The following is a 23,728-nucleotide window of genomic DNA, read 5'->3' as shown; positions in this document are numbered from 1 at the left end:
GGTGTCGGATGTGTAGCTCCAGACCGTCGAAATCGGCCGCACCACATCCGTCTCCGCAGCCCGCCGGTTTCACGGAGAAAGGCCGTAACGGAGCCCTCCGCCGCCTCTGACACGCGGGCGGCGGAGGGGCCGGAGCCTACTCCTCGACGCCGAGCTTCTGCAGGATCAGCTCGCGGGCGCGGCCGGCGTCGGCCTTGCCACGGCTGGCCTTCATGACGCCGCCGACCAGCGCGCCCACGGCCGCGATCTTGCCGCCGCGCACCTTGTCCGCGGCGTCGGCGTTGTCCGCCAGCACCTGGTCGATCAGCGCCGCCAGCTCGCCCTCGTCGTTGACGATCCGCAGGCCGCGCCTCTCGACGACCTCGTCCGGGCCGCCCTCACCGGCGAGGACGCCTTCGAGCACCTGGCGGGCCAGCTTGTCGTTGAGCGCGCCCGAGGCGACCAGCGCGGTCACCCGGGCGACCTGCTCGGGCGTGATCGGGAGGTCGGCGAGCGGCGTGGCCGACTCGTTGGCCCGGCGGGCCAGCTCGCCCATCCACCACTTACGCGCGTCGGCGGGCGGGGCCCCGGCGGACACGGTCGCCTCGACCAGGTCGATCGCGTCCGCGTTGTGCATGGCCTCCATGTCGAGGTCGGACACGCCCCACTCCCGCTGCAGGCGCTTGCGCCGTACGGACGGGAGCTCGGGCAGCGCGGCCCGGAGCGCCTCGACCCACTCGGGGTCGGGGGCGATGGGCAGCAGGTCGGGCTCCGGGAAGTACCGGTAGTCCTGCGCCTCCTCCTTCGACCGGCCGGACGTGGTCTGCCCGGTGTCCTCGTGGAAGTGCCGGGTCTCCTGGATGATCCGCCCGCCCTCGGCGAGGATGGCGGCCTGGCGCTCGATCTCGCCCCGGACGGCCCGCTCGACGCTGCGCAGCGAGTTGACGTTCTTGGTCTCGGTGCGGGTGCCCCACTCGGACGAGCCGCGCGGCATGAGCGACACGTTCACGTCGCAGCGCATCGAGCCCTGCTCCATCCGCACGTCCGAGACGCCCAGGGAGCGCATCACCTCGCGGAGCTCGGTGACGTACGCGCGGGCGACCTCGGGGGCGAGCCGGTCGGTGCCGGCGATCGGCTTGGTGACGATCTCGACGAGCGGGATGCCGGCCCGGTTGTAGTCGACGATCGAGTAGTCGGCGCCGTGGATCCGGCCGGTGGCCCCGCCCACGTGGGTGGACTTGCCGGTGTCCTCCTCCAGGTGCACCCGCTCGATCTCCACCCGGATGGTCCGGCCGTCCACCTCGACGTCCAGGTAGCCGTCGGTGCACAGCGGCTCGTCGTACTGGCTGATCTGGTAGTTCTTCGGCATGTCCGGATAGAAGTAGTTCTTCCGGGCGAACCGGCACCACGAGGCGATCGAACAGTTCAGCGCGAGGCCGATCCGGATCGTCGACTCGATGGCCTTCTCGTTCGCCACCGGCAGCGAGCCGGGCAGCGCCAGGCACACCGGGCACACGTGCGTGTTCGGCGGCGCGCCGAACGTCGTCGGGCAGCCGCAGAACATCTTCGACTCGGTGCCCAGCTCGACGTGCGTCTCCAGCCCCAGCACCGGCTCGAAGCGCTCCAGCGCCTCGTCGTACGGCATGAGCGTCGCGGTATCAGCCATAACGGAAACCCAGATTCTCCAGTGCGTTGGTCATGTCGGTCCACCAGCAGGCGAAAGCAGGCAACTTTCGCAGTCTGCCGATCTCTATCTGTTCTGCCAGCCGGTCCAGGAAGTCCTGCTGGAACTCCGTGTGCTGGTTCGGCCTCGCGGCGCCCACGGCCTCGCCTATGAACGTGGCCAGATGGTTCTTCGGGTCCTGAAGCTGCTCGACCGTTCCCCGCATGTCGGCGGCACGCTCGTTCATCACCCGGGGAGGCAGTGCGAGCACCCGGCGCAGTGCTTCGAGGTCCGAGAGAGCCCACGCCTCGGTCTCGCGCACCGGCACAACGGCGACGAGCGGCTCGCTCGCAGCCGACTCCCGCCAGGCGTCCCGCATCCGCCGGAGCACCTCCTCCGACTTCGCCGGCGGAGCGCCGTCACGGTGGAAGAGCAGAACGTCGAAGGCCCCGCGTACGTCCTCGGCGGCGGCGATCACTGTCGAGGGCCGCTGCGTATCGGCGTCCAGGCACAGCACCGGCAGCACTTCGACGATCCCGTCGAATTCCTCCGCGCACAGGTGCTCGACGGCCCGGCGGAGCAACGGCGCGAGGAACCACTCGTCGGAGATGCCTTCCCTGACCAGCGCACAACTCAATACCCGCATCAGCCGCCCCTAGCCGCGACACGGAACCGCTCCAGCTCCGCGTCGGACACCGCCGGGACTCCAGAGGCGTCCCGCCGTGGCGCCTCCCCGGCGGCGGCGAGGCGGCGAGGCCGGGTCACGGCGCTGGGGGCGACACCGCCACCCACGCGGGTCGCACTTTCCAGGAAGACGACCTCGTCCCGGGGGACGACGTCCAGCAGCACCGGCGAGTGGCTGGTCACGAGCACCTGGGCACCACGGACACCGTCGTCAGGGGCGCGCCAAGCCCGCAGCCAGTCGCGCTCGCGCGTCTCGTCCCGTGCTATCCCGATAAGATCGCGCAGCCGTTCCGGGAAAACGCCGTTCTCCGGCTCCTCGATCGCGAGAAGCCCTCTCCGACGGGGATCGTAGAGCACGGCCAGCATGGCCAAGAGGCGAAGCGTGCCGTCGGAGGCCTGCTCCGCCTCGAAACCCGCATGATGCCGTGACATGAACCGCAGCCGGACGTCACCGCGCAGCGGGTCGGTGACGAGATCGAAGTCCGTGACCTCCCTGACCATCCGGGTGAGCCGGGCCTTGATGAGCGGAAGCACGCCTTCGGGACGCGCGTCGCTCGCCGTCGCCTCCACGATGCCTTGGAGATAGCCGGCCAATCCCGCCCCAGCCGCAGACAGGCCCACCTCGTGCCCGAGAGGACTGGGCCGAGCCAGTTCCGTCGGCTCCAGCCGGAGCACCGCCACCGATTCGAGCTCCTCGGCGCACACCGACCCGGGCACCCAGTCACGGTCCTCACCTGCATGAGGAAGCACACGATCAGGGATGTGAAGAAGATCGACTCCCTTGGCCATCCGCATCGCAGGGGGCGGGAACTGCTTGAGACCCGGAACTCCCCTGGAGGCGAGCGGAGAGAAGCTCTCCTCCACTACCTGCAGCACCTCACGCTTACCCCGTGGTACGAGACGCAACTCGGTCTCGTACCGCCATGAGGTCGGAAGGCGCCCTGCCTCCTCCTCGAGATCCCGTGCGTCCAGATCCGACCGAGACAGCAAGAACTCCAGCGCGAAGCGCATCCGCTCCACCGCTGTGCCGTCCGTCCTCCGGTGGAAGAGCGAGGCGGCGTCGCCCCGGGCCGCGGCGACGGCATCGACCAGCCGATCTCCGCGGGCCACCGCCACCGCGAACATCAGCGCGTCGAGCAGGTTGGACTTCCCACTGGCGTTTCTGCCGATGACGGCGAGGAACGGCGGGATGTCGAGCTGGAAGTCCAGGAAGGACTTGAAGCCGTCGATCTCGATGCGGGTGATCATGCCGCCGTTCCCCTCCCCTCGGCGACTAGAGCGCGGGCGCGCGGGACAGCAGCGGGCCGCCCCAGCGGCTCTCGAAGGCCTGCTCGACCGCGGCGCCGACCCGGTAGCAGCGGTCATCGCCCAGCACGGGGGCCATGATCTGCAGGCCCACCGGCAGGCCGTCCTCGTCGGCCAGGCCGCACGGCACGGAGATGGCCGCGTTGCCCGCGAGGTTGCTCGGGATCGTGCACAGGTCGGCCAGGTACATGGACATCGGGTCGTCGGCCCGCTCCCCGATCGGGAACGCCGTGGTCGGCGTCGTCGGCGAGACCAGGACGTCGACCTGCTGGAAGGCGGCGTCGAAGTCGCGCGAGATCAGCGTGCGGACCTTCTGCGCCTGGCCGTAGTAGGCGTCGTAGTAGCCCGACGACAGCGCGTACGTGCCGAGCATGATCCGCCGCTTGACCTCGGGGCCGAACCCGGCGGCCCGGGTCAGCGCCATGACCTCCTCGGCGCTGCGGGTGCCGTCGTCGCCGACGCGCAGGCCGTACCGCATGGCGTCGAAGCGGGCCAGGTTGGACGAGCACTCGGACGGCGCGATGAGGTAGTACGCGGGCAGGGCGTACCCGAACGTCGGGCACGACACCTCGAACACCTTGGCGCCCAGGGACTCCAGCAGTTCGACGGCCTCGTGGAAGCGCGCCAGCACGCCCGGCTGGTAGCCCTCGCCGCCGAACTCCTTGACCACGCCGATCCGCATGCCGGCGACGTCCGCCTGCCGCGCCGCCTCCACCACCGGCGGCACCGGCTGGTCGATCGAGGTCGAGTCGAGCGGGTCGTGGCCCGAGAACGCGGCCTGGAGCAGCGCCGCGTCGAGCACGTTCCGGGCGAACGGCCCCGGCGTGTCGAGCGAGGAGGCGAACGCGATCAGGCCGTACCGGGACGAGCCGCCGTACGTCGGCTTCATGCCGACGATGCCGGTGACGGCCGCCGGCTGGCGGATCGAGCCGCCGGTGTCGGTGCCGGTCGACAGGGGCGCCTCGTAGGCCGACACGGCCGCGGACGACCCGCCGGAGGAACCGCCCGGGATCCGGTTCAGGTCCCACGGGTTGCGGGTCGGCCCGTACGCCGAGTTCTCCGTGGAGGAGCCCATGGCGAACTCGTCGAGGTTGGTCTTCCCGAGGATCACCAGCCCGGCCTCGCGGAGACGGCCGGTCACGGTCGCGTCGTACGGCGGCCGCCAGTTCTCGAGGATCTTCGAGCCGGCCGTGGTCGGCATGTCGGCGGTCGTGAAGACGTCCTTGTGCGCGATCGGCACCCCGGCCAGCGGGCCGAGCGACTCGCCCCGGGCGATGCGCTCGTCGACCCGGCGGGCCTGGGCGAGCGCCACCTCGGCGTCCACGTGCAGGAACGCGTGGACCTCGCCGTCGACCTGGGCGATGCGGTCCAGGTGGGCCTGGGTCACGTCGACGGCCGAGACCTCGCCGGAGGCGACCAGCCGGCCGAGCTCGGCGGCGGTCTTGTGGATCAGGCTCACGCTTCCTCCCCCAGGATCCGCGGGACGCGGAACCGGTCCTCCTCCACGGCGGGAGCGCCCGACAGGGCCTCCTGCGGCGTGAGGGACGGGCGCAACTCGTCCGGGCGGAAGACGTTCGTCAGCGGCAGCGCGTGCGAGGACGGCGGGATGTCGTCGGCCGCGACCTCGGATACGCGGGCGACAGCGCCGACGATCTGGTCGAGCTGGGCGGCGAAGTGGTCGAGCTCGTCGTCGGCCAGCGCCAGCCGGGACAGCCGGGCGAGGTGAGCGACCTCATCGCGGGTTATGGCGGACATGAGTCGTCGAACCCGTTTCATGATGGAGATTGGACTTTCCCATCCTAGGGCTCGTCATCGGGCGGGGCCGACGCATTACCGGGCGCGCGTCGTTCCGCGTCCTCCCATGTCCCGCTCACTTCACGCCGCGACCCCTGGTGAATCCCCGCCGGAGGGGTGGTCAGTGCGAGGCGAGGCGGGCGCCGTCGGCGGGACGGGCGGTGAAGGCGGAGCTGAGCCTGGTGCGCAGCCACACCGTGGACTCGGCCGCCGGCATGGGCTTGGCGAGCCACCAGCCCTGACCGGCGTGGCAGCCCATCTCGCGCAACCGTGTCGCGACCTCGTGCGACTCGACGCCCTCGGCCACCGACCGCAGCCCGAGCGACCGCACGAGGTCGATGATCGACCGGACGATGCGCTCGTCGTCGCGCGACTCCACCACCCGCCGTACGAACGACGCGTCGATCTTGACCTCGGCGACCGGGAGGCGCTGGAGACGGACGAGCGAGGAGTAGCCGGTGCCGAAGTCGTCGAGCGACAGCTGGATGCCCAAACCGGCCAGGGTGCGGATCGTCTCCGCGCTGTAGGCCTGGTCGGTCATCAGGATGCGCTCGGTGACCTCCAGCTGGATCGCGGTGGCCGGCAGCTCCAGCTTCTCCAGCCCGCTCTCCAGCTGCTCGCGCAGCCCGGAGTCGAGCAGGTCGCGGGCCGAGACGTTCACCGAGATCGGCACCTCGATGCCCGCGTGCCACCACCGAGCCGCCTGCTGCAGGGCCCGCTGGATCACGTGCTGGGTGAGCTCGCGCATGAGATACGACTGCTCGGCCAGCGGGATGAACTCGACGGGCGAGACCGGCCCGCGGACCGGGTGCCACCACCGCAGCAGCGCCTCCACGCTCTCGACCCGCCCGTTCTCCAGGCTGACCTTGGGCTGGTAGTGGAGGTCCAGCTCGTCGGCGTCGATGGCCCGCCGCAGGTCGCCGAGCAGGCTCAGCCGCTCCGGCGAGTTGCGGTCCTTGGCCGGCAGGTAGAACTCGACGCCGGTACGGCCCTCCTTGGCCAGGTACATGGCCACGTCGGAGCGCTGCAGCAGCAGCTCGAAGTCGGGCGCGTGGTCGGGGTAGAGGGCGATGCCGATGGAGGCGTCCAGGTCGAAGGTCATGCCCTCCAGCCGTACGGGCTCGGTGAGCGCGACCCGCAGCCGGGAGGCGACCTCCTTGGCCGCCTGCGCGTCCCGGATGGACGGCAGCAGCACGGCGAACTCGTCGCCGCCGAGCCGGGCGACCACGTCGCCCGGGCGCACGCTGTGGGTGAGCCGGTGCGCCACCAGTTGCAGCAGCCGGTCGCCGACGGGGTGGCCCAGGGTGTCGTTGACCTCCTTGAACCGGTCGAGGTCGAGCAGCAGCAGCCCCACCCGCTCGTTGGCGCGGGCCTCGGTGAGGGCCTCCTCCGTGCGCAGGATCAGCATCTTCCGGTTCGGGAGGCCGGTGAGCCCGTCGTGGGTCGCCTGGTGGTCACGGCGCAACGAGAGCGTCGCGGTGAAGTAGACGGCCGCCAGGGGCGCGAGGAACAACGGGACCAGGGCGGAGGAGTGGGCCATCACGACGACGACGAGGGGGGCGAGGCCGAGCAGCGCGGCGTACACGAGCGCCTGGGGACCGATCGACGCCCGCAGCACGCGGCTGATCGGCCGCCGCTCGTGCAGCGCGACGGCGCCGCAGACGAGGAACGCCCGGACCGCGAAGTACGCCCCGCCGGCCAGCACGATGGCCGGGATGTCCGGGCCGTCCGGCGTCCAGAGCGAGCCGGGCGCCGGGTGGATCCCGAACGCGCCGAAGGCGACGGCCGCGGCCGTGCACGCCAGCGTGACCTGGGACAGGTTGAACAGCACGCGGTGCCATGCCCGGCGGTGCACGAGCCCACTCACCACGACCGCCGCCGCCTGGAGCAGCGCCGCCGTCGGCAGGCCGTAGTACATGAGCACGGCGAACGCGAACATCGTCGAGGTGGGGGTGCCGCCCACGAGGGTGGAGGAGCTCACCGTGACCGGCCGCAGCTCCCCGAGCACCACGAGCACGGCGAGCATCCAGAACAGCGGGGTGCGGGCGATCTCCGCCAGCTCGCCGAGGCCCAGGCGTACCTGGGCGACGGCCAGCGCGGTGGAGCCGACCGCGATGACGGCCGTGAGGTAGGCCCACAGGGGCGAGCCGGGGCGCGGGCCGGTGTCGCGCGTGTCGATGGGCACCGTCAGGCCGCCGAGGTCCGCGGCCGGCATCAGCGTGCGCGGCAGCCCGGAAAGCGGCATGAGGCTGCGAGTCAGCGTCATCGGTAAGAAACCCCCCAAGAGGTCACTATGGGAGGGTACGGCCTCTGGGCCACTTCGCGAAACCGGTTGGGCACAGTCCGTTACCACCAATTTCTGGAGATCGGTCGATCACAGCGGTTTCGCGCGTCTTGTGGTGAAAGTTTCACCGGCCCCCTGGAGGCGGGACGCGATGTGCCTGCGGCTATTACGTTTCGACTCCAGCCTTATTACGGCACGCCCTTCTGGGACCGTCGGGCGGTACCTACGATCCGGGATGACTCGGTGGGAGCGCTCCCACCTTACCCGGACGGAGTAATCCATGTCTCGCAGAAGGCCCGTGCTGGCGGCCGTTCTCGCTGTGGCCGCCACGGCCGCGGCCGGGGCGGCCGTCTTCACCTCGTCCGCCGCCCAGGCCGCCGACTCCGCTTTCTACGTCGACCCGACGACCAACGCGGCCAAGTGGGTCGCGGCCAACCCCGGCGACAGCCGTACGGCGGTCATCAGGGACCGCGTCGCGGCCGTCCCGCAGGGCCGGTGGTTCGCCAGCTACAACCCCACCACGGTGCGCGGCCAGGTCGACGCGTACGTCGGCGCCGCGGCGGCCGCGGGCAAGATCCCGATCATGGTGGTCTACGACATCCCGAACCGTGACTGCGGCGGCGCCAGCGCGGGCGGCGCGCCCGACCACACGGCGTACCGCGCCTGGGTCGACGAGATCGCCGCCGGCCTCGGCGGGCGTCCGGCGGAGATCATCCTGGAGCCCGACGCGCTGTCGATCATGACGAACTGCATGAACGCGTCGCAGCAGGCCGAGGTCGAGGCCTCGCTGGCGTACGCGGGCAAGAAGTTCAAGGGCACGTCGTCGCAGGTGAAGGTGTACTTCGACGCCGGGCACGACGCCTGGGTCGGGGCCTCGGACATGGCCAACCGGCTCAGGGCCGCCGACGTCGGCAACAGCGCGGACGGCATCGCCCTCAACGTCTCCAACTACCGGTCCACGCCGGGCCTGGTGTCGTACGCCAAGAGCGTCATCGCCGCGACCGGGATCTCGAAGCTGCACGCCGTCATCGACACCAGCCGCAACGGCAACGGCCCGTCGGGCAGCGAGTGGTGCGACCCGGCGGGCCGGGCGACGGGCACCTGGAGCACGACCAACACCGGCGACAGCGCGATCGACGCGTTCCTCTGGGTGAAGCCGCCGGGCGAGTCGGACGGCTGCATCGCGCCGGCGGGCCAGTTCGTGCCGCAGCGGGCCTACGACCTGGCCATCGCCGCGCCCCCGCCCACCAACACCCCGACTCCGACTCCCACGCCGACGCGGACGCCGACTCCCACTCCGACTCCCACGCCCACCCCGACGCCTACTCCCACGCCTACTCCGACGCCGACCCCCACTCCCACGCCCACTCCCACGGGTGGCAAGAGCTGCACAGCCACGTACAAGGTGGTCAGCCAGTGGCAGGGCGGCTTCCAGGGCGAGGTCGCGGTGAAGAGCGGATCGGCGGCGATCAGCGGCTGGAAGGTCCAGTGGACGTTCCCCAACGGCCAGACGATCACCCAGCTCTGGAACGGCACCCCCACCACCAGCGGCAGCAGCGTGACGGTCACCAACCTGAGCTGGAACGGGAGCCTCGGGGCCGGGGCGTCGACCACGTTCGGCTTCCTGGCGAACTGGAACAGCGCCAACGGCACCCCGTCGACGGTCTCCTGCGCCGCCTCCTGAGGCGGCCGGGCTCCCGGGCCGGGTTCTCGTGACGGAGGCCCGGCCCGGCGGGCCTTCCACCTCTGCGTGGGCATGCCGGAGCCAGGCCTTGTAAGGCCGACAGGCCGGAGCCGGGCCTCGTGAGGCCGACAGGCCGGAGCCGGGCCTCGTGAGGTGGGCCCGGCTCCGGCCGTCCGCCGACCGAACCCCTGCACGCCACTCCCCCGGGGCGTGCAGGGGTTCATCCATGTTCAGCGAGGCCGCGCCACCGTGAACCGTGCCGCCAAGAACCGCCGGGCGGGGGCCGTCACTCCTGGGGTTGGAGGGCGACGGCCCTGGCGGCGTCGGGGCCCTCGGCCAGGAGGGTCCGGAAGCCCTGCTCGTCGAGGATGGGGACGCCGAGCTTGACGGCCTTGTCGTACTTGGAACCCGGATTCTCCCCGACCACCACGAAGCCGGTCTTCTTCGAGACCGAGCTGGACACCTTGCCGCCCCTGGCCGTGATGGCCTCGCCGGCCTCGTCGCGGCTGAACTCGGCGAGCGTGCCGGTGACGACCAGCGTCATGCCCTCCAGCGTGCGGGGACCCTGGTCGGCGGGGGCCTCGTCGGCCATCCGGACGCCCGCGGCCCCCCACCGGTCGATGATCTCCCGGTGCCAGTCGACCTCGAACCACTCCTTGATGGTGGCGGCGACCCGGGGGCCGATGCCCTCGACCGCCGCGAGCTCCTCCTCGGAGGCCGCGGCGATCGCGTCGATCGACCGGAACGCGTCGGCCAGCGCCCGCGCGGTCGGCGGCCCGATGTGCCGGATGCTCAGCGCCACCAGCACCCGCCAGAGGGGCTGCTCCTTCTTCTTCCGCTCGAGCTCCTCCAGCATCAGCTCGGCGTTCTTGCTGGGAGCGCCGGACGTGGTGCCGAAGAACGAGACGACCTTCGGCTCCCCCGTCTTGAGGTCGATCTTCGGCAGGCCCGAGTCGGGGTCGCGGACGACGGACCTGATGGGCAGCAGCTGCTCCATCGTGAGGTCGAACAGGTCGGCCTCGGTCCGCACCGGAGGCTCCTGGGGCGGCAGCGGCTGCGTCAGCGCGGTCGCCGCGACGTAGCCCAGTCCCTCGATGTCGAAGGCGCTCCGCCCGGCCGCGAAGTAGATCCGCTCGCGCAGCTGGGCGGGGCAGGCGCGGGTGTTGGGGCAGCGCAGGTCGGCGTCGCCCTCCCGCTCGTAGGCCAGCTCGGTGCCGCACTCCGGGCAGTGGGTGGGCATCACGAAGGCCCGCTCGGACCCGTCGCGCAGATCGGCCACCGGGCCGACGATCTCGGGGATGACGTCGCCGGCCTTGCGCAGGACCACCGTGTCGCCGATCAGCACGCCCTTGCGCTCCACCTCGGAGCCGTTGTGCAGGGTCGCGCGCTCCACGGTGGACCCGGAGACCACGACCGGGCTCATCACGCCGAACGGCGTGATCCTCCCCGTCCTGCCCACCCCGACCTGGATGTCCAGGAGCTTGGTGGTGACCTCCTCCGGCGGGTACTTGAACGCGATGGCCCACCGCGGCGCCCGGCTCGTCGAGCCGAGCTGCCGCTGCAGGGGGATCCGATCGACCTTGACCACGACGCCGTCGATCTCGTACTCCGGGTCGTGGCGGTGCTCTCGATAGTGCTCGATGAAGTCGTGGATCTCCTCCGGCGACCGGACCACGCGGTAGCGGTCGCTCACCGGCAGGCCGAAGCTCCGCAACCGGTCGTACATCTCGGACTGCGTCTTGGGCGGCTCCGCGCCCTCCCACTTGCCCACGCCGTGGACGATGAGCCGCAGCGGGCGCTGCGCCGTGATGCGGGGATCCTTCTGGCGCAACGAGCCGGCGGCCGAGTTGCGCGGGTTGGCGAAGGGCGGCTTGCCCTCGTCCATGAGCTGCTCGTTGAGCTTCTTGAAGCCCTCGACAGGCAGGAAGACCTCGCCGCGCACCTCGACGAGGTCGGGCACGTCGTCGCCGGTCAGCCGCTGGGGGACGTCGCGGAGCGTGCGGATGTTGGGGGTGACGTCGTCACCGCTGCGCCCGTCGCCGCGGGTCGCCCCCCGCACGAGGCGGCCCTTCTCGTAGACCAGCGCCACGGCCAGGCCGTCGATCTTGAGCTCGCACAGGTACGGCCCGGGGTCGGCCTCGATCAGCCGCTCCGCCCTGGCCTGCCAGGCGGCGAGCTCGTCCTGGCTGAAGGCGTTGTCGAGGCTCTCCATCCGCTGTAGGTGCGCGACGGGCGCGAACTCGGAGGAGACCGGGGCGCCCACCTTCTGCGTCGGCGAGTCGGGCGTCCGCAGGTCCGGATACCGTTCCTCGAGCGCGGTGATCTCCCGCATCCACGTGTCGTACTCCGCGTCGGCGACGGTCGGGGAGTCGAGCACGTAGTAGCGCCAGTTGGCCTCCTCGATCAGCTCCGCGAGCTCCGCGTGCCGCTCGCGCGCCTCCGAGGGCGCGGCCTCAACCTCGTTCACCTGATCGGTCACGTCGCGTCTCCCCTCGTCAACCGCCCAGGGAAACCGTATCTCCGGCCACCGACATCTTCCGCCCCCATCGCGCGAGCGCGCATCCGCCCGCGTGCGCACACCGGCACGACTCGTCCCCGCACACCGGCTCTCGCACCGCCCGCCCCCGCATGCCGGCCCTCGTACGCGCACACGGCACCGCGTGCACCGTCGGGTCTCGCGGAGGCTTACATGGGCGCGGGAGCCGCTCCGAGGACGCGGGCGGCTCCCGCCGATCCGACCCACCCGAGGCCCGCTCCAGACCAAGCGCGGGACCCCGTCGAGGAGTGATCACTGAATACGGTAGTCGGCCCGCGGCCGACTTTCATTCCTTTTTGTCCGTCTCGCCGATCAGGGTGGCACGGTCCACGACCGACCGGGATCAGGCCGGGAGCAGGCCCGGAGGCGAGCCGGTCCGGCCGTCACTCCCCCGGGTCCTCCCGCAGGACCAGCGCCGCCTCCCGGCACCGGGCCAGGGCCGCCCGCGCGTACGCCGGGGACGCGCCCGCGAGGCCGCACGCGGGGGTCAGCACGACCTGATCGGCCAGCATGGCGGGGGCGAAGCCGAGCCTGCGCCACAGCTCCGTGGCGGGTTTGGCCACGACGCCCTTGTCCGGCAGCCGGGTGCCGGTGCCCGGGACGACGCCCAGGAAGAGCGCGACGCCCGCCTCGACCGTCTCCCCGATCTGGTCCTCGTCCCGGCGGCGCAGCCGCGCGACGTCGAGGGAGACACCCCGCGCCCCCGCCGTACGGAGGACCTCGAAGGGGACGTCGGGCGCGCAGCAGTGGACGATCGGGAACGCGGGGGCGAGGGCGTCGATCACGGTCTGCAGCCGCTCGCGGGCGACCGGGGCCTCGACGGCGGCCAGCCGGCCGAAGCCGGACGCGGTCGGCACCGTCCCGGCCAGCACGCCCGGCAGCCCCGGCTCGTCGAGCTGGACCACCAGCCGGGCCCCCGGAACGCGTCGCCGCACGTCGGCAACGTGCTGCGCGAGCCCCTCGGCCAGCGACTCGGCCAGATCCCGTACGGCTCCCGGGTCGGCCAGCACCTTGTCGCCGTACCGCAGCTCGACCGCGCCGGCGAGCGTCCACGGGCCGCAGGCCTGGATCTTCAGCGGCCCCTCGTACCCCTGGGAGACCTCCTCCAGGCCGTCGAGGTCGCGGCGCAGGTGGTCGAGGGCGCGCTTGAGGTCGCGGCCGGGCCGGTCGGTGAGCCTCCACCCGGAGGGCTGGACCTCGACCGGCAGCTCGACCAGCAGCGCCGCCGTCCGGCCGATCATGTCGGCGCCGACGCCGCGAGCGGGAAGCTCGGGAAGGTACGGCATCGGGAGCTCGCCGAACGCCGTCCGGAGCGCCTCCACGTGGTCGTCGCCCGGGTACGACCCCACGCCTGTGGCGGTCGCCTCACTCCATGGATGCTCGTTCACGGGGACTAGCTTAGGGATTATGAAACTCACCAAACTCGGGCACGCGTGCTGGCGGCTGGAGAAGGACGGATCCACGCTGGTCATCGACCCCGGCTCGTTCAGCGGCGAGGGCCTGCTCGACGGCGCGGACGCGGTGCTGATCACGCATGAGCACTTCGACCACGTCGACGCCGGCCTGCTGCGCGGTGCGGCCCCAGGCCTCGAGGTGTGGACCTGCCAGGCGGTGGCCGACCAGCTGGGCGACATCCCCGCCAAGGTCCAGGTGGTCCGGGAGGGCGACGCCTTCACCACCGCCGGCTTCGGCGTGAAGGCGATCGGCGAGTGGCACGCGCCCAACCATCCCGACCTGCCGATCGTGCAGAACGTCGGCTTCCTCGTGGACGAGGAGGTCTTCTATCCCGGCGACGCGCTGACCGTGCCGGGCGTCGAGGTGCCGACGCTGCTCGTCCCGAGCAACGCGCCCTGGCTCAAGGCGTACGAGATGATCGTCTACCTGCGCGAGGTGCGTCCGGCCCGGGCGTACTCCACGCACGACGGCCTCGTCAACGAGATCGGCCAGATGCTCATCGACAACTTCCTCGGCGGGGAGGGCGACAAGCAGAAGGGCGACTTCCGCCGCATCCCCGTGGGCGAGTCGGTCGAGCTGGCCTGACGGCCGTCAGACCGCCGAGGCGATCGTGGCGGAGCCGATGACGGCGTCGCCGTCGTAGAGGACGGCGCCCTGGCCCGCCGCGACGCCCGCGGCCGGCGTGTCGAGCGCGATGTGCAGCTCGCCGCCGGACAGCTGGGCGCGGCAGCCGTACACCTCGCCGTGGGCGCGCAGCTGCACGCTGCAGGCGATCGGCTCGTACGGCTCGCCGGCCGGGCCGTTCCACACCGGCCGCTCGCCGACGATGTCGCGCACCTCCAGCGAGGTCCGCGGGCCGACGGTCACGGTGTTGGACACCGGCTCGACCGACAGCACGTAGCGCGGCCGCCCGTCGGTGGCCGGCCGGTCGATCCGCAGCCCCTTGCGCTGGCCGATCGTGAAGCCGTACGCGCCCTGGTGCGTGCCGACGACCTGCCCGGTCAGCGCGTCGACGATGGGCCCCTCCGACGCGCCGAGACGGTCGGCCAGGAACGCCCGGGTGTCGCCGTCGGCGATGAAGCAGATGTCGTGGCTGTCCGGCTTGTCCGCCACGGTCAGCCCGCGGCGGCCCGCCTCGGCGCGCACCTCGGCCTTGGTCGAGTCGCCGAGGGGGAAGATCGCGTGGGAGAGCTGCTCGCGCGTGAGCACGCCGAGCACGTACGACTGGTCCTTGGCCTCGTCGACGCTGCGGCGCAGCACGCCGCCCTCCAGGCGGGCGTGGTGGCCGGTCGCCACCGCGTCGAAGCCCAGGGCGAGGGCCCGGTCGAGCACGGCCTCGAACTTGATCTTCTCGTTGCAGCGCAGGCACGGGTTGGGCGTGCGGCCCGCGGCGTACTCGCTGACGAAGTCCTCCACGACGTCGCGGTGGAACCGCTCCGCCATGTCCCACACGTAGAACGGGATGCCGATCACGTCGGCGGCCCGGCGCGCGTCGCGGGCGTCTTCGAGCGTGCAGCAGCCGCGCGCGCCGGTGCGGTAGGACCGGGGGTTCGACGAGAGCGCCAGGTGGACGCCGGTCACGTCGTGGCCCGCCTCGGCGATCCGGGCGGCGGCGACGGCGGAGTCCACGCCGCCGGACATGGCGGCGAGCACGCGGAGCCGTGGTGTGGGACTCATAGCAGTTCGAGACTACCCGTACGGCGCGCCCTCCCGCTGCGGCGCGTCCGCCCCTGTGGACGACCGGCCGCGCCCCGGACGACCGGCCGCGCCCGGCTCCCCGCCGCCTCCGGCGCCCGCGCCACCTCGGCGTCCGTCCCGGTCCCTCGCCGGTCCCTCACCGCGGCCGCGCCGTGTCGCGGTCGCGTTGGCAGAGCGGGAGGCGAACTGGGAGGATGCGGGGTCATGCGACTGTTCGGGCGCAAGAGCGAGCCGGTTGAGCCGGCCGAGGCCATCGCCGGCTTCTGGACCTGGTGGGCCGAGACCCGCCCCCTGATCGACGGTCACGTCGAGGCCGAGGACGCCGAGGCGCTGGCCGAGACGATCGGACCGGCCGTCACGGCGTTGGATCCGTCCCTGGTCTGGGAGATCGCCCCGGGGACCCTCGCCAGGCACGCCCTGGTGGTCAGCGCGTCCGGCGACCCGGAGTTGCGGTCGTTCGCGCACCGGTGGGCCCTGGCGGCCCCTCCGGCGGACGAGCTGTGGGAGTTCCACCCCTCCCGCCAGGCGAACCCCCAGGCGTCCGCGCTGACCGTCGACGTCGGCGGCCGGGAGTTCGGGCTCGACAGGCTGGTGCTGGGCCTGCGCGTGCCGCCGGGCACGCCCCGCGTGGACGTCTCCGCCTTTCACCCGATATTTCCGGATATCGATGACGACACTCGGATGGAGGCCACCCTCCTCGCGCTCGACTGGCTGCTGGGCGAGGACGAGGTGGCCCGCTGGGTGGGCGACATCGTGGCCGCCGAGTTCGAGCCGATCGACGCCGTCCCGGCCGTTCACCTGCCCGCCGTCGTGGCTGACGTGGCCGGCGGCTTCAAGGACGAGCAGTGGGCGCTGCTGGAGGGCCAGACCGCGAACGGCGGCAAACTGGCCGCCGCCGCCCGCTACCCCCTCCGGCCGGTCGACCACCCGCTCTTCGACCAGCACGTCGCGATCACCCTGCCGTACGCGAACGCCGACGCGGACGGGCTGCCCGCGGGCGCGTCGCTCGGGTCGCTGCGCGACTTCGAGGTGAACCTGACCGAACGCCTCGGCGCGCTCGGCACGGCCGCGCTGGTGGCCCACCTCAGCGCGGAGCGCAGCAGGGTGCTGCACGTGTACGCCGACCCGGCGGGCGACGCCGCGCGGGCGGTGCGTGAGCTGGCCGCGGCCTGGAAGGAGGGGCGCGCCACGGTGGAGGTCGCCGACGACCCCTCGTGGAGCGCGGTCGCCCACTTCCTCACCTGAGCGGCCCCGGCCGCCCGGGGGACCCCGCCGGCCTCAGGTGAGGCCGGCCCGGCGGGCGCGTTCGACGACGTGCGGGATCACGTCGGCCACCCGGTCGACGTCCTCCTCCGTGGAGGTGTGGCCGAACGAGAAGCGGAGGGACCCCCGCGCCCGGGCGCCGTCCTGGCCCATCGCGAGCAGCACGTGGGACGGCTGCGCCACGCCGGCCGAGCACGCGGAGCCGGTCGAGCACTCCACACCCTTGGCGTCCAGCAGCATGAGCAGGGCGTCGCCCTCGCAGCCCGGGAACGAGAAGTGGGCGTTGCCCGGGAGCCGGTCGCCCGGGTCGCCGTTGAGGATGACGTCCGGCACGGCCCGCCGTACGCGCTCGATCAGGTCGTCGCGCAGGACGGTGAGACGCTCCGCCGTGGCGTCCTGGTGCTTCACGGCGGCCTCGACCGCCGCGGCGAACCCGGCGATGGCGGGGGCGTCGAGCGTGCCGGACCGGATGTCGCGCTCCTGGCCGCCGCCGTGCAGCACGGGCACGGGGTCGACGCCCCGGGCCAGCAGCAGCGCGCCGACACCGATCGGGCCGCCGACCTTGTGGCCGGACACGGTCATGGCGTCCACGCCCGACTCGGCGAACGAGACCGGGAGCTGGCCCACGGCCTGCACGGCGTCGGTGTGGAACGGGATGCCGTACTCGTGGGCGATGGCGGCCAGCACGCGGACCGGCTGCACCGTCCCCACCTCGTTGTTGGCCCACATGACGCTGACGAGGGCGACGTCGCCGGGGTCGCGCTCGATGGCGGCGCGCAACGTCTCCGGGTGGACGCGGCCGCGGTCGTCGACCTCCAGCAGCTCCACCACCGCGCCGTGGTGGTCGGCCAGCCAGTGGGCCGGGTCGAGGACGGCGTGGTGCTCGACGGCGCTCAGCAGGACGCGCGGGCGCCTGCGGGCCCAGAAGAGCCCCTTCACGGCGAGGTTGTCGGCCTCGGTGCCGCCGGCCGTGAAGACGACCTCGCTCGGCCGGGCGCCGAGCGCGCACGCGATCGTCTCGCGCGACTCCTCCACGACCCGCCGCGCCCGCCGTCCGGCGGCGTGCAGCGACGAGGGGTTGCCCACCTGGCGGAGTTGCGCGGTCATCGCCTCGATGGCCTCGGGGAGCATCGGTGTGGTCGAGGCATGGTCCAGATACGCAGTTCCCACGGCCCCTCCCAGAACGATCCTCGGCCAACCAAGCCTATCCGGATGTCCGATCCTCGCTATCCCCCGGCTTTGCCACTGAACCGTCCAGACGGTACAGTAAGCGTCATGAGGAGGGACGAACTGCTCGACGCGGCCGAGTGCCTGCTGCAGGACCAGGGCGTCCAGGCCCTGACCCTGTCGGCGGTCGCCGAGCGCGCCGGCGTGAGCAAGGGCGGTCTCCTCTACCACTTCTCCAGCAAGGACGCGCTGATCAAGGGCATGGTCGAACGGCTGATCGCCGAGTTCGACGCCCTTGTCGAGGCCCAGCACGAGAGCACGTACACCAGGGCCTACCTGGCGGCGACCTTCGAGGCCGTCGAGACCGGCCGGCTGCGGCGCTGGGCGGTGGTCACCGGCGCCGCCGGCGATCCCGCGCTGCTCGCGCCGCTGCGCGAGGCCATGGCGCGCTGGCACCTGCACGGGCTGGAGGACGAACCCGACCCGGTGGCGTCGCAGGTCGTGCGGCTGGCGTGTGAGGGCGTCTGGGAGGTCGCGACCCACAGCCCCGGCATCGTCGACTACGGCGCGGTCAAACGCCGCCTGCTCGGCCTTCTCTGACCCCGCCCGGACCCGGGCATGGCGGTCGCCCTTCCGGCAATGCGCCGTAAAGGGCGACCTAACGGAGTGTGCCCGCTCCCCCCTCATCGGAAACCGTATTCACCGACCCCGAAAGGAAGTTGTGATGACCCGCGCCCTGAGGACGGCCCGTGCCGGGGCGATCCTCACCTTCGTCCTGGCCGGCCTCATGTGCGGCACGTTCACGGTGCGCCTGCCCGCGCTGGCCGGACGGCTCCATCTGTCGGAGTCGTCGGTCGGCCTCGCCCTGCTCTCCTGGGGGGTCGGCGCGCTGGTGACCATGCAGCTCATGCGTGTGGTCATGGCGAGGGCCGGCAGCGGCGGCGTCCTGCGGATCGGCGCCCCGCTGTGCGCGGCCTCCCTCGTGCTGCTCGCCTTCGTGCCGTCGTTCCCCGCCCTCGTCGCGGCGTCCGCGCTGTTCGGCATGGCCTTCGGCGCGGTGGACGTGGCCATGAACGCGCAGGGCTCGGCCGTGGAGCGGGCGTACGGCAGGCCGATCATGAGCGGGATGCACGCGGGGTGGTGCGTCGGGGCGATCTCCGCCGGGCTCGCGGGCACCGCGGCCATCGCGGCCGGGCTGTCGTTCACGGTCCACCTGCTGCTGGTGGCGGCGGTGTCGCTGCCCGTGTCGCTCGTCCTCAGCCGCACCTACCTGCCCGACCCGGCCGCCGAGACCGCCGGGCCGTCCGGCACGCGGGACGGGCGTCGCGGGAGGCTGCCCGGCGTCGTCTACCTGCTTGGAGCGATCACCTTCGCCGCCTTCATGGTCGAGGGCGTGGTGGCCGACTGGAACGGCCTCTACCTGATCGGCACGCTCGGCGCCCCCGAGGCCGTCGCCGCGCTCGGATACCCGGTGTTCGAGGCCGGGATGCTGGTCGCCCGGCTCGGCGGCGACCGCCTCCGGGGCAGGTTCGGCGCCCGGGCGCTCATCGTGTCGTCCGGCGCCGCCACGGCCGCCACCTACCTGGTCGTGATCGCCGCGCCCTCCGCCTTCGCCGCGGTGGCCGCCATGTTCCTCATCGGCCTGTCGGTCGCGACGATCTCGCCGATGGCGATGTCGCTGGCCGGGACGGCCACGGCCACGCCCGGCCCCGCCATCGCCCAGGCGGGCGCGATGGGCTACGCGGGGCTGCTGCTCGGTCCGGTGGTGATCGGCTTCGTGTCGACCCTGACGTCCCTGCGCGCGGCGATGGTCACCGCGGTGGTCCTCGGCCTGCTCATCGCCGTCGCCGCCCGGTTCCTCCCGGCGTCCCGGACGCTGCCGTTCCGGCGGGTGCCGCGGGCCCTTGACGGCCGTACGGCGGAGGACGGCGACGAGCCGCTCCCCCGGGCGGCCTGACCGCCGGGGCGCTCCCGCCTCCGTGACAAAAGTCCCGGGAAGGTCCGTACATCCGTTCTCGCCGCGACGGGACGGGGTGCGGGACGCTGGGACGCGTGATGACCAGACCGTTCCCCTGGGCGACGACGGCCGTCCTGGCCGTCACCGCCGTGCCGAGCCTCGCGCAGATCGCGGTCCCGGCGCTGACCGGCGCGCTCGAGCGCCATCCGGACCTGATCCGCGCGGGCGAGTGGTGGCGTCTGGTCACCTCGCTCGTCGTGCAGGACGGTGGTCTCGCGGGGACCGCCTTCAACCTGGCGACCCTGCTGGTGGTGGGCGTGCTCGCCGAGCGGGCGCTCGGTCCCGGGCGGTGGCTCGCCCTCTACCTGGTGGGGGCCGCGGCCGGGCAGACGGCCGGCCTGGTCTTCGGCACGGTGGGCGCGGGCAACTCGATCGCGGTGTGCGGGCTCGCCGGAGGCTTGGCGGCCGCCCTCCTCGGCCGTGCCGGCGACCTGCGATCACCGGGCGCGGCGCCCTCGGGGACAGCGTCCGCACAAGCGGCCTCGCAGGCGGCGCACTCGGGCACCGCGCCGCCGCCGTCGCGAGCGGCGCTGTCGCCGTTGAAGGCTTTCGCCAGGGAGGCCGGACCGCGGCCGGCGGCGGCGGTCGCGGCCTGGTACGCGCTGATCATGATCGCGACGGCCGCGGAGGGAGCCGCGGCGATCGTGGTGGGCGCGGTGACCGCGACGGCCGGCGCCCAGCTCGTGCTGCGGCGCGACCGGCTGCCCCGATGGGCGCCCGCGCTGGCCGTGCTCGCCGCGGGCGCCGTGCTCTCCGCCCTCGCCAACCTGCACGGACCGGCGCTGCTCGGCGGCCTGGCGGCCGGCGCCGTTCTCGCTCTCACCGCCCCGGCCCTCCCCCGGGCCACCAGGACGGCCTGACGACGCCGACGGGCATGACGAAAGGCGCCGCACCCCTCCGGGGGATGCGGCGCCTCCGGCGGCCGAACGGCTACTTGCGCTTCTCGATCTCCTCGGTCAGCTGCGGGACGACCTGGAAGAGGTCGCCCACGACGCCGAAGTCGGCGATCTCGAAGATCGGCGCCTCGGGATCCTTGTTGATCACGACGATGGTCTTCGAGGTCTGCATGCCGGCCCGGTGCTGGATGGCACCGGAGATGCCGGCCGCGATGTAGAGCTGCGGCGAGACGGTCTTGCCCGTCTGGCCGACCTGGAACGCGTGCGGGTACCAGCCCGCGTCGGTGGCGGCGCGGGAGGCGCCCACCGCCGCGCCCAGCGAGTCGGCCAGCTTCTCGATGATCGAGAAGTTGTCGGCCGAGCCGACGCCCCGGCCGCCCGAGACCACGATCGCGGCCTCGGTCAGCTCCGGACGCCCGCCCTTCTCCTGGACGACCCGCTCCACGATCCTGGCGGCGCGGGCGGCGTCGGAGAGGGCGACCTCCACCTTCTCCTCGGCGCCCGCGGCCGGGGCGGCCACGGGGGCGGTGGCGTTCGGGCGGACCGCGATGATCGGGGTGCCCTTGACGACCCGGCTGCGCACGTTGACGCCGCCACCGAAGATCGACAGCTCGGCGACGAAGTCGCCGTCCACGCCCACGGCGTCGGTGATCACGCCCGAGTCGGTCTTGACGGCCAGCCGTCCGGCGATCTCCTTGCCCTCGCCGGTCGCGGCGACGAGCACCCCGGCCGGGGCCTTGTCCGCGACGAGCCGGGCCAGCAGCTCGGCCTTGGGGGCCACCACGTACTGCGCGATCTCCTCGGAGTCGGCCACGTAGATCTTCTCGGCGCCGTACTCGGCGAGCCTCGCCTTGGCGGCGTCGGAGTAGCCGGGGCCGGCCCAGACGGCCGACGGCGTGCCCAGCGACCGGGCCAGCGTCAGGAGTTCGAGGGTGACCTTCTTGATCTCACCCTCGACGTGGTCGACGAGAACCAGAACCTCACTCATGCCCAGCCCCTCACACGAACTTCTTCGACGCGAGGAACTCGGCGGCCTTGGCGCCGCCGTCGCCCTCGTCCTTGATGACCGTGCCGGCGGCGCGCGGAGGCGCCGGGGCGAAGTCAACGACCTCGCTCCAGGCGTTCGCCAGGCCCACCTGGTCGAGGGCGATCTCCGCGTCCGCGACGCCGAGCGTCTCGACCGGCTTCTTCTTGGCCGCCATGATGCCCTTGAAGGACGGGTACCGCGGCTCGTTGATCTTCTCGATGACCGACACGACGGCGGGCAGCGTGGCCTCCACCTTGTCGTGGCCGTAGTCGGTGAGCCGCTCGACGGTGATGTCCGAGCCGTTCACCTCGACCTTGCCGGCGAGCGTGAGCTGCGGGGCGCCGAGCCGCTCGGCCAGCATCGCGGCGAGCATGCCGGTGCGGGCGTCGGTCGACTCCGAGCCGAGGATGACCAGGTCGAACCCGATCTTCTTCAGCGCCTGGGCGATGGCGTACGAGGTGGACAGGGCGTCGGACCCGTGCAGGGCGTCATCGTGCAGGTGGACGGCCTTGTCCGCGCCCATGGCGAGAGCCTTGCGGATGGTCTCGGCCGCCTTCGCGGGACCCATGCTCAGGACGGTGACCTCGCCCCCGTGGGCCTCCTTGAGCCGCAGCGCCTCTTCGACCGCGTACTCGTCGAGCTCGTTCACGACGCCGTCGGCGGCGTCGCGGTCGAGCGTCTTGTCATCGGACCTCAGCTTGCGCTCGGTCGCCGTGTCGGGGACCTGCTTCACGCAGACGACGATGTTCATGGCCGGTGGCCGACCTCCCCTTTCCGTACGGCTGACGCCGCGGGTTCTCGGTTCGTGGCGCGGGGTACGCGCACGTGATGCCAGACTGCCAGGCGCTCATGGGCGTGGTGACAGTGGGTGGCCCGGGCGTCGCGCTCTCCCTGGTCCCCCGCTGTCATGTTACCCATCAGTAGCTTAGACGCAAACTCCCCGGTCTTTACGGCGCGGCGGGCACGCCGGGGGACCCGAAAACGGAGGTGACGCCTCCTCCACGATACCGAACTTTATTCCAAACGAGACCCGGGGACTCAGGCCAGGGACAGCGCCGCCAGGGCGGCGTTCACAATGTGCCCAGGCAGGAGGTCGTGCAGCTCGTAGAGCTCCCGTACGCTACCCGACTCGCCGAACCGGTCGACCCCGAGCGGCACGCAGGGCACGCCGAGGGCGGAGCCGAGCCAGGCCATGGCGTGGGACGCGGCGTCGTGCACGGTGACGATCGGCGCACGGTCCCGGAAGGCCGCCCGCAGGCTACCTGGCAGGGCCGGAACGCTCGCGCCGCGGACGCCTTCGGCGAGGGCGCGCCGCCAGCCGGTGTAGAGGCGGTCGAGCGAGGTCACGTCGACGACGTGGGCGGCCACGCCCTCCTCCGCGAGCTCCGCGGCGGCCGCGAGCACCTCGGGCAGCACGGCCCCGGAGGCGGCCAGGTGGACGACCGGCGCACCCGGCCCGCGCAGCTCGGGATGGGCGTCGTGGGCGTCCACCAGCCGGTACGCCCCGGCCAGCACCTGGGCGCGCAGCACCGCGTCGCCGAGCCGGGCCCGCGCGGCCTGGAACGGGGCCTGATCGACCGGGCGGGTCGTCAGCCGGAAGTAGTAGGAGCCCTCCGCGGACTCGGCCGCGGCGACGTGCGACAGCGCGTCGCACAGCAGCCAGTCGAGGGCGGCGCCGTAGGCGGGCTCGACGAGCGTGACCCCGGGCAGCTCCAGGCCGACCGAGGGGGTGATGGTGGACTGGTGGGCGCCGCCCTCCGGGGCCAGGGTGATCCCGGACGGGGTGCCGGCGACGACGAAACGCGCGCCGGAGTACGTGCCGTACAGGAAGGCGTCGAGACCGCGCAGGACGAAGGGGTCGTAGACGGTGCCCACGGGCAGCAGCGGCTGGTCGGACAGGTCCCACGACAGGCCGAGCTGCCCCAGGAGGAGGAACAGGTTCATCTCGGAGATGCCGAGCTCGATGTGCTGGCCGGAGGGGCTCTCCGCCCACCGCAGCACGCGGTCCTCGTTCCAGGAGCGCCGGTCGGCCGGGGCGAAGACGCCGGTCCTGTTGATGAAGCCGGCCAGGTTGGTGGACGTGGCGACGTCGGGGGCGGTGGTGACCAGGTACGGCGCCACGCCGGGGACGCGGCTCAGCTCCACCAGGACCCGGCCGAAGATCTCCTGGGTGGAGACCGGCTTGGCCGTGCGGACGTCGGTGGCGGCGGGCACGGAGACGGCCGGCCCCGGCCGCCGCGGGGGCCGGGCGAGTGCGCGGCCGCGGGCCTCCGCCC

General features: G+C 72.6%; 19 protein-coding genes. 6 read left to right on the top strand and 13 right to left on the bottom strand.

Annotation, left to right across the window (positions count from 1 at the left end):
* Window positions 1-136: 136 nt before the first annotated feature.
* The 6 genes from gatB to MPTA5024_RS31505 all read right to left on the bottom strand — a co-directional run bounded on the left by gatB (window position 137) and on the right by MPTA5024_RS31505 (window position 7,640).
* The gene (gatB, locus tag MPTA5024_RS31530; protein ID WP_036331275.1) at window positions 137-1,645 is read right to left on the bottom strand and encodes an Asp-tRNA(Asn)/Glu-tRNA(Gln) amidotransferase subunit GatB; all 1,509 of its coding nucleotides are present in this window, start codon (window positions 1,643-1,645) and stop codon (window positions 137-139) included.
* Complete coding sequence (locus MPTA5024_RS31525) at window positions 1,638-2,288, bottom strand: DUF4276 family protein (protein WP_036331274.1); 651 nt, start codon at window positions 2,286-2,288, stop codon at window positions 1,638-1,640. Before MPTA5024_RS31525 ends, gatB begins: the two co-directional genes overlap by 8 nt.
* The gene (locus MPTA5024_RS31520) at window positions 2,288-3,574 is read right to left on the bottom strand and encodes an AAA family ATPase (protein ID WP_036331273.1); all 1,287 of its coding nucleotides are present in this window, start codon (window positions 3,572-3,574) and stop codon (window positions 2,288-2,290) included. Before MPTA5024_RS31520 ends, MPTA5024_RS31525 begins: the two co-directional genes overlap by 1 nt.
* A 25-nt stretch (window positions 3,575-3,599) precedes the next feature.
* The gene (gatA, locus tag MPTA5024_RS31515; protein WP_036331272.1) at window positions 3,600-5,090 is read right to left on the bottom strand and encodes an Asp-tRNA(Asn)/Glu-tRNA(Gln) amidotransferase subunit GatA; all 1,491 of its coding nucleotides are present in this window, start codon (window positions 5,088-5,090) and stop codon (window positions 3,600-3,602) included.
* Window positions 5,087-5,386 carry an Asp-tRNA(Asn)/Glu-tRNA(Gln) amidotransferase subunit GatC gene (gene gatC / locus MPTA5024_RS31510; RefSeq protein WP_036331271.1) on the bottom strand — a complete coding sequence of 100 codons (300 nt, stop codon included), beginning with the start codon at window positions 5,384-5,386 and terminating at the stop codon, window positions 5,087-5,089. The genes gatA and gatC overlap by 4 nt, the downstream gene beginning before the upstream one ends.
* Before the next feature lie 160 nt (window positions 5,387-5,546).
* Complete coding sequence (locus MPTA5024_RS31505) at window positions 5,547-7,640, bottom strand: putative bifunctional diguanylate cyclase/phosphodiesterase (protein WP_036332011.1); 2,094 nt, start codon at window positions 7,638-7,640, stop codon at window positions 5,547-5,549.
* A gap of 349 nt (window positions 7,641-7,989) precedes the next feature.
* On the opposite strand from MPTA5024_RS31505, the gene MPTA5024_RS31500 reads away from it, so the two are divergent.
* Window positions 7,990-9,393 (top strand): glycoside hydrolase family 6 protein, encoded by a 1,404-nt coding sequence (locus MPTA5024_RS31500; protein ID WP_036331270.1) that lies wholly within the window; start codon window positions 7,990-7,992, stop codon window positions 9,391-9,393.
* A 286-nt stretch (window positions 9,394-9,679) separates the two neighbouring features.
* Here MPTA5024_RS31500 and ligA read toward each other — a convergent pair whose 3' ends face one another.
* Window positions 9,680-11,872: an NAD-dependent DNA ligase LigA gene (ligA, locus tag MPTA5024_RS31495; protein WP_036331269.1), complete on the bottom strand. Its 2,193-nt coding sequence runs from the start codon at window positions 11,870-11,872 to the stop codon at window positions 9,680-9,682.
* A 440-nt stretch (window positions 11,873-12,312) separates the two neighbouring features.
* Complete coding sequence (locus MPTA5024_RS31490; RefSeq protein WP_036331268.1) at window positions 12,313-13,317, bottom strand: methionine synthase; 1,005 nt, start codon at window positions 13,315-13,317, stop codon at window positions 12,313-12,315.
* Window positions 13,318-13,336: 19 nt separating this feature from the next.
* On the opposite strand from MPTA5024_RS31490, the gene MPTA5024_RS31485 reads away from it, so the two are divergent.
* The gene (locus tag MPTA5024_RS31485; RefSeq protein ID WP_036331267.1) at window positions 13,337-13,969 is read left to right on the top strand and encodes an MBL fold metallo-hydrolase; all 633 of its coding nucleotides are present in this window, start codon (window positions 13,337-13,339) and stop codon (window positions 13,967-13,969) included.
* Window positions 13,970-13,975: 6 nt separating this feature from the next.
* Here MPTA5024_RS31485 and mnmA read toward each other — a convergent pair whose 3' ends face one another.
* Entirely contained in the window at window positions 13,976-15,061 is a 1,086-nt protein-coding gene (gene mnmA / locus MPTA5024_RS31480; RefSeq protein ID WP_036331266.1) for a tRNA 2-thiouridine(34) synthase MnmA, read from the bottom strand.
* A 225-nt stretch (window positions 15,062-15,286) separates the two neighbouring features.
* Between mnmA and MPTA5024_RS31475 the strand changes: the two genes are divergently transcribed.
* Window positions 15,287-16,327 carry a DUF695 domain-containing protein gene (locus MPTA5024_RS31475; RefSeq protein ID WP_036331265.1) on the top strand — a complete coding sequence of 347 codons (1,041 nt, stop codon included), beginning with the start codon at window positions 15,287-15,289 and terminating at the stop codon, window positions 16,325-16,327.
* Between the two features lie 33 nt (window positions 16,328-16,360).
* Here the strand turns inward: MPTA5024_RS31475 and MPTA5024_RS31470 are convergent, their stop codons facing one another.
* Window positions 16,361-17,515, bottom strand: coding sequence for a cysteine desulfurase family protein (locus MPTA5024_RS31470; protein WP_084370163.1), 1,155 nt, complete (start codon window positions 17,513-17,515; stop codon window positions 16,361-16,363).
* Between the two features lie 105 nt (window positions 17,516-17,620).
* Between MPTA5024_RS31470 and MPTA5024_RS31465 the strand changes: the two genes are divergently transcribed.
* The 3 genes from MPTA5024_RS31465 to MPTA5024_RS42850 all read left to right on the top strand — a co-directional run bounded on the left by MPTA5024_RS31465 (window position 17,621) and on the right by MPTA5024_RS42850 (window position 20,389).
* Entirely contained in the window at window positions 17,621-18,112 is a 492-nt protein-coding gene (locus MPTA5024_RS31465; RefSeq protein ID WP_036331263.1) for a TetR/AcrR family transcriptional regulator, read from the top strand.
* A 124-nt stretch (window positions 18,113-18,236) separates the two neighbouring features.
* Window positions 18,237-19,469: an MFS transporter gene (locus tag MPTA5024_RS31460; protein ID WP_063794821.1), complete on the top strand. Its 1,233-nt coding sequence runs from the start codon at window positions 18,237-18,239 to the stop codon at window positions 19,467-19,469.
* A 98-nt stretch (window positions 19,470-19,567) separates the two neighbouring features.
* On the top strand, window positions 19,568-20,389 hold the full coding sequence (locus MPTA5024_RS42850) for a rhomboid family intramembrane serine protease (protein ID WP_051458910.1): 822 nt from the start codon (window positions 19,568-19,570) through the stop codon (window positions 20,387-20,389).
* 70 nt (window positions 20,390-20,459) lie between these two features.
* Here MPTA5024_RS42850 and MPTA5024_RS31450 read toward each other — a convergent pair whose 3' ends face one another.
* From MPTA5024_RS31450 to MPTA5024_RS42845, 3 genes are all read right to left on the bottom strand, one after another.
* Window positions 20,460-21,413: an electron transfer flavoprotein subunit alpha/FixB family protein gene (locus MPTA5024_RS31450; RefSeq protein WP_036331262.1), complete on the bottom strand. Its 954-nt coding sequence runs from the start codon at window positions 21,411-21,413 to the stop codon at window positions 20,460-20,462.
* Between the two features lie 10 nt (window positions 21,414-21,423).
* Complete coding sequence (locus MPTA5024_RS31445; protein ID WP_036331261.1) at window positions 21,424-22,203, bottom strand: electron transfer flavoprotein subunit beta/FixA family protein; 780 nt, start codon at window positions 22,201-22,203, stop codon at window positions 21,424-21,426.
* A gap of 287 nt (window positions 22,204-22,490) precedes the next feature.
* A partial coding sequence (locus tag MPTA5024_RS42845; RefSeq protein ID WP_442922105.1) for a transketolase-like TK C-terminal-containing protein occupies window positions 22,491-23,728 on the bottom strand: 1,238 nt, incomplete at its 5' end.

The organism is Microbispora sp. ATCC PTA-5024 (assembly GCF_000511135.2).
Lineage (GTDB): Bacteria > Actinomycetota > Actinomycetes > Streptosporangiales > Streptosporangiaceae > Microbispora > Microbispora corallina.
The sequence above is the reverse complement of the archived record's forward strand: the minus strand, read 5'-3'. Positions and strand labels throughout refer to the sequence as shown.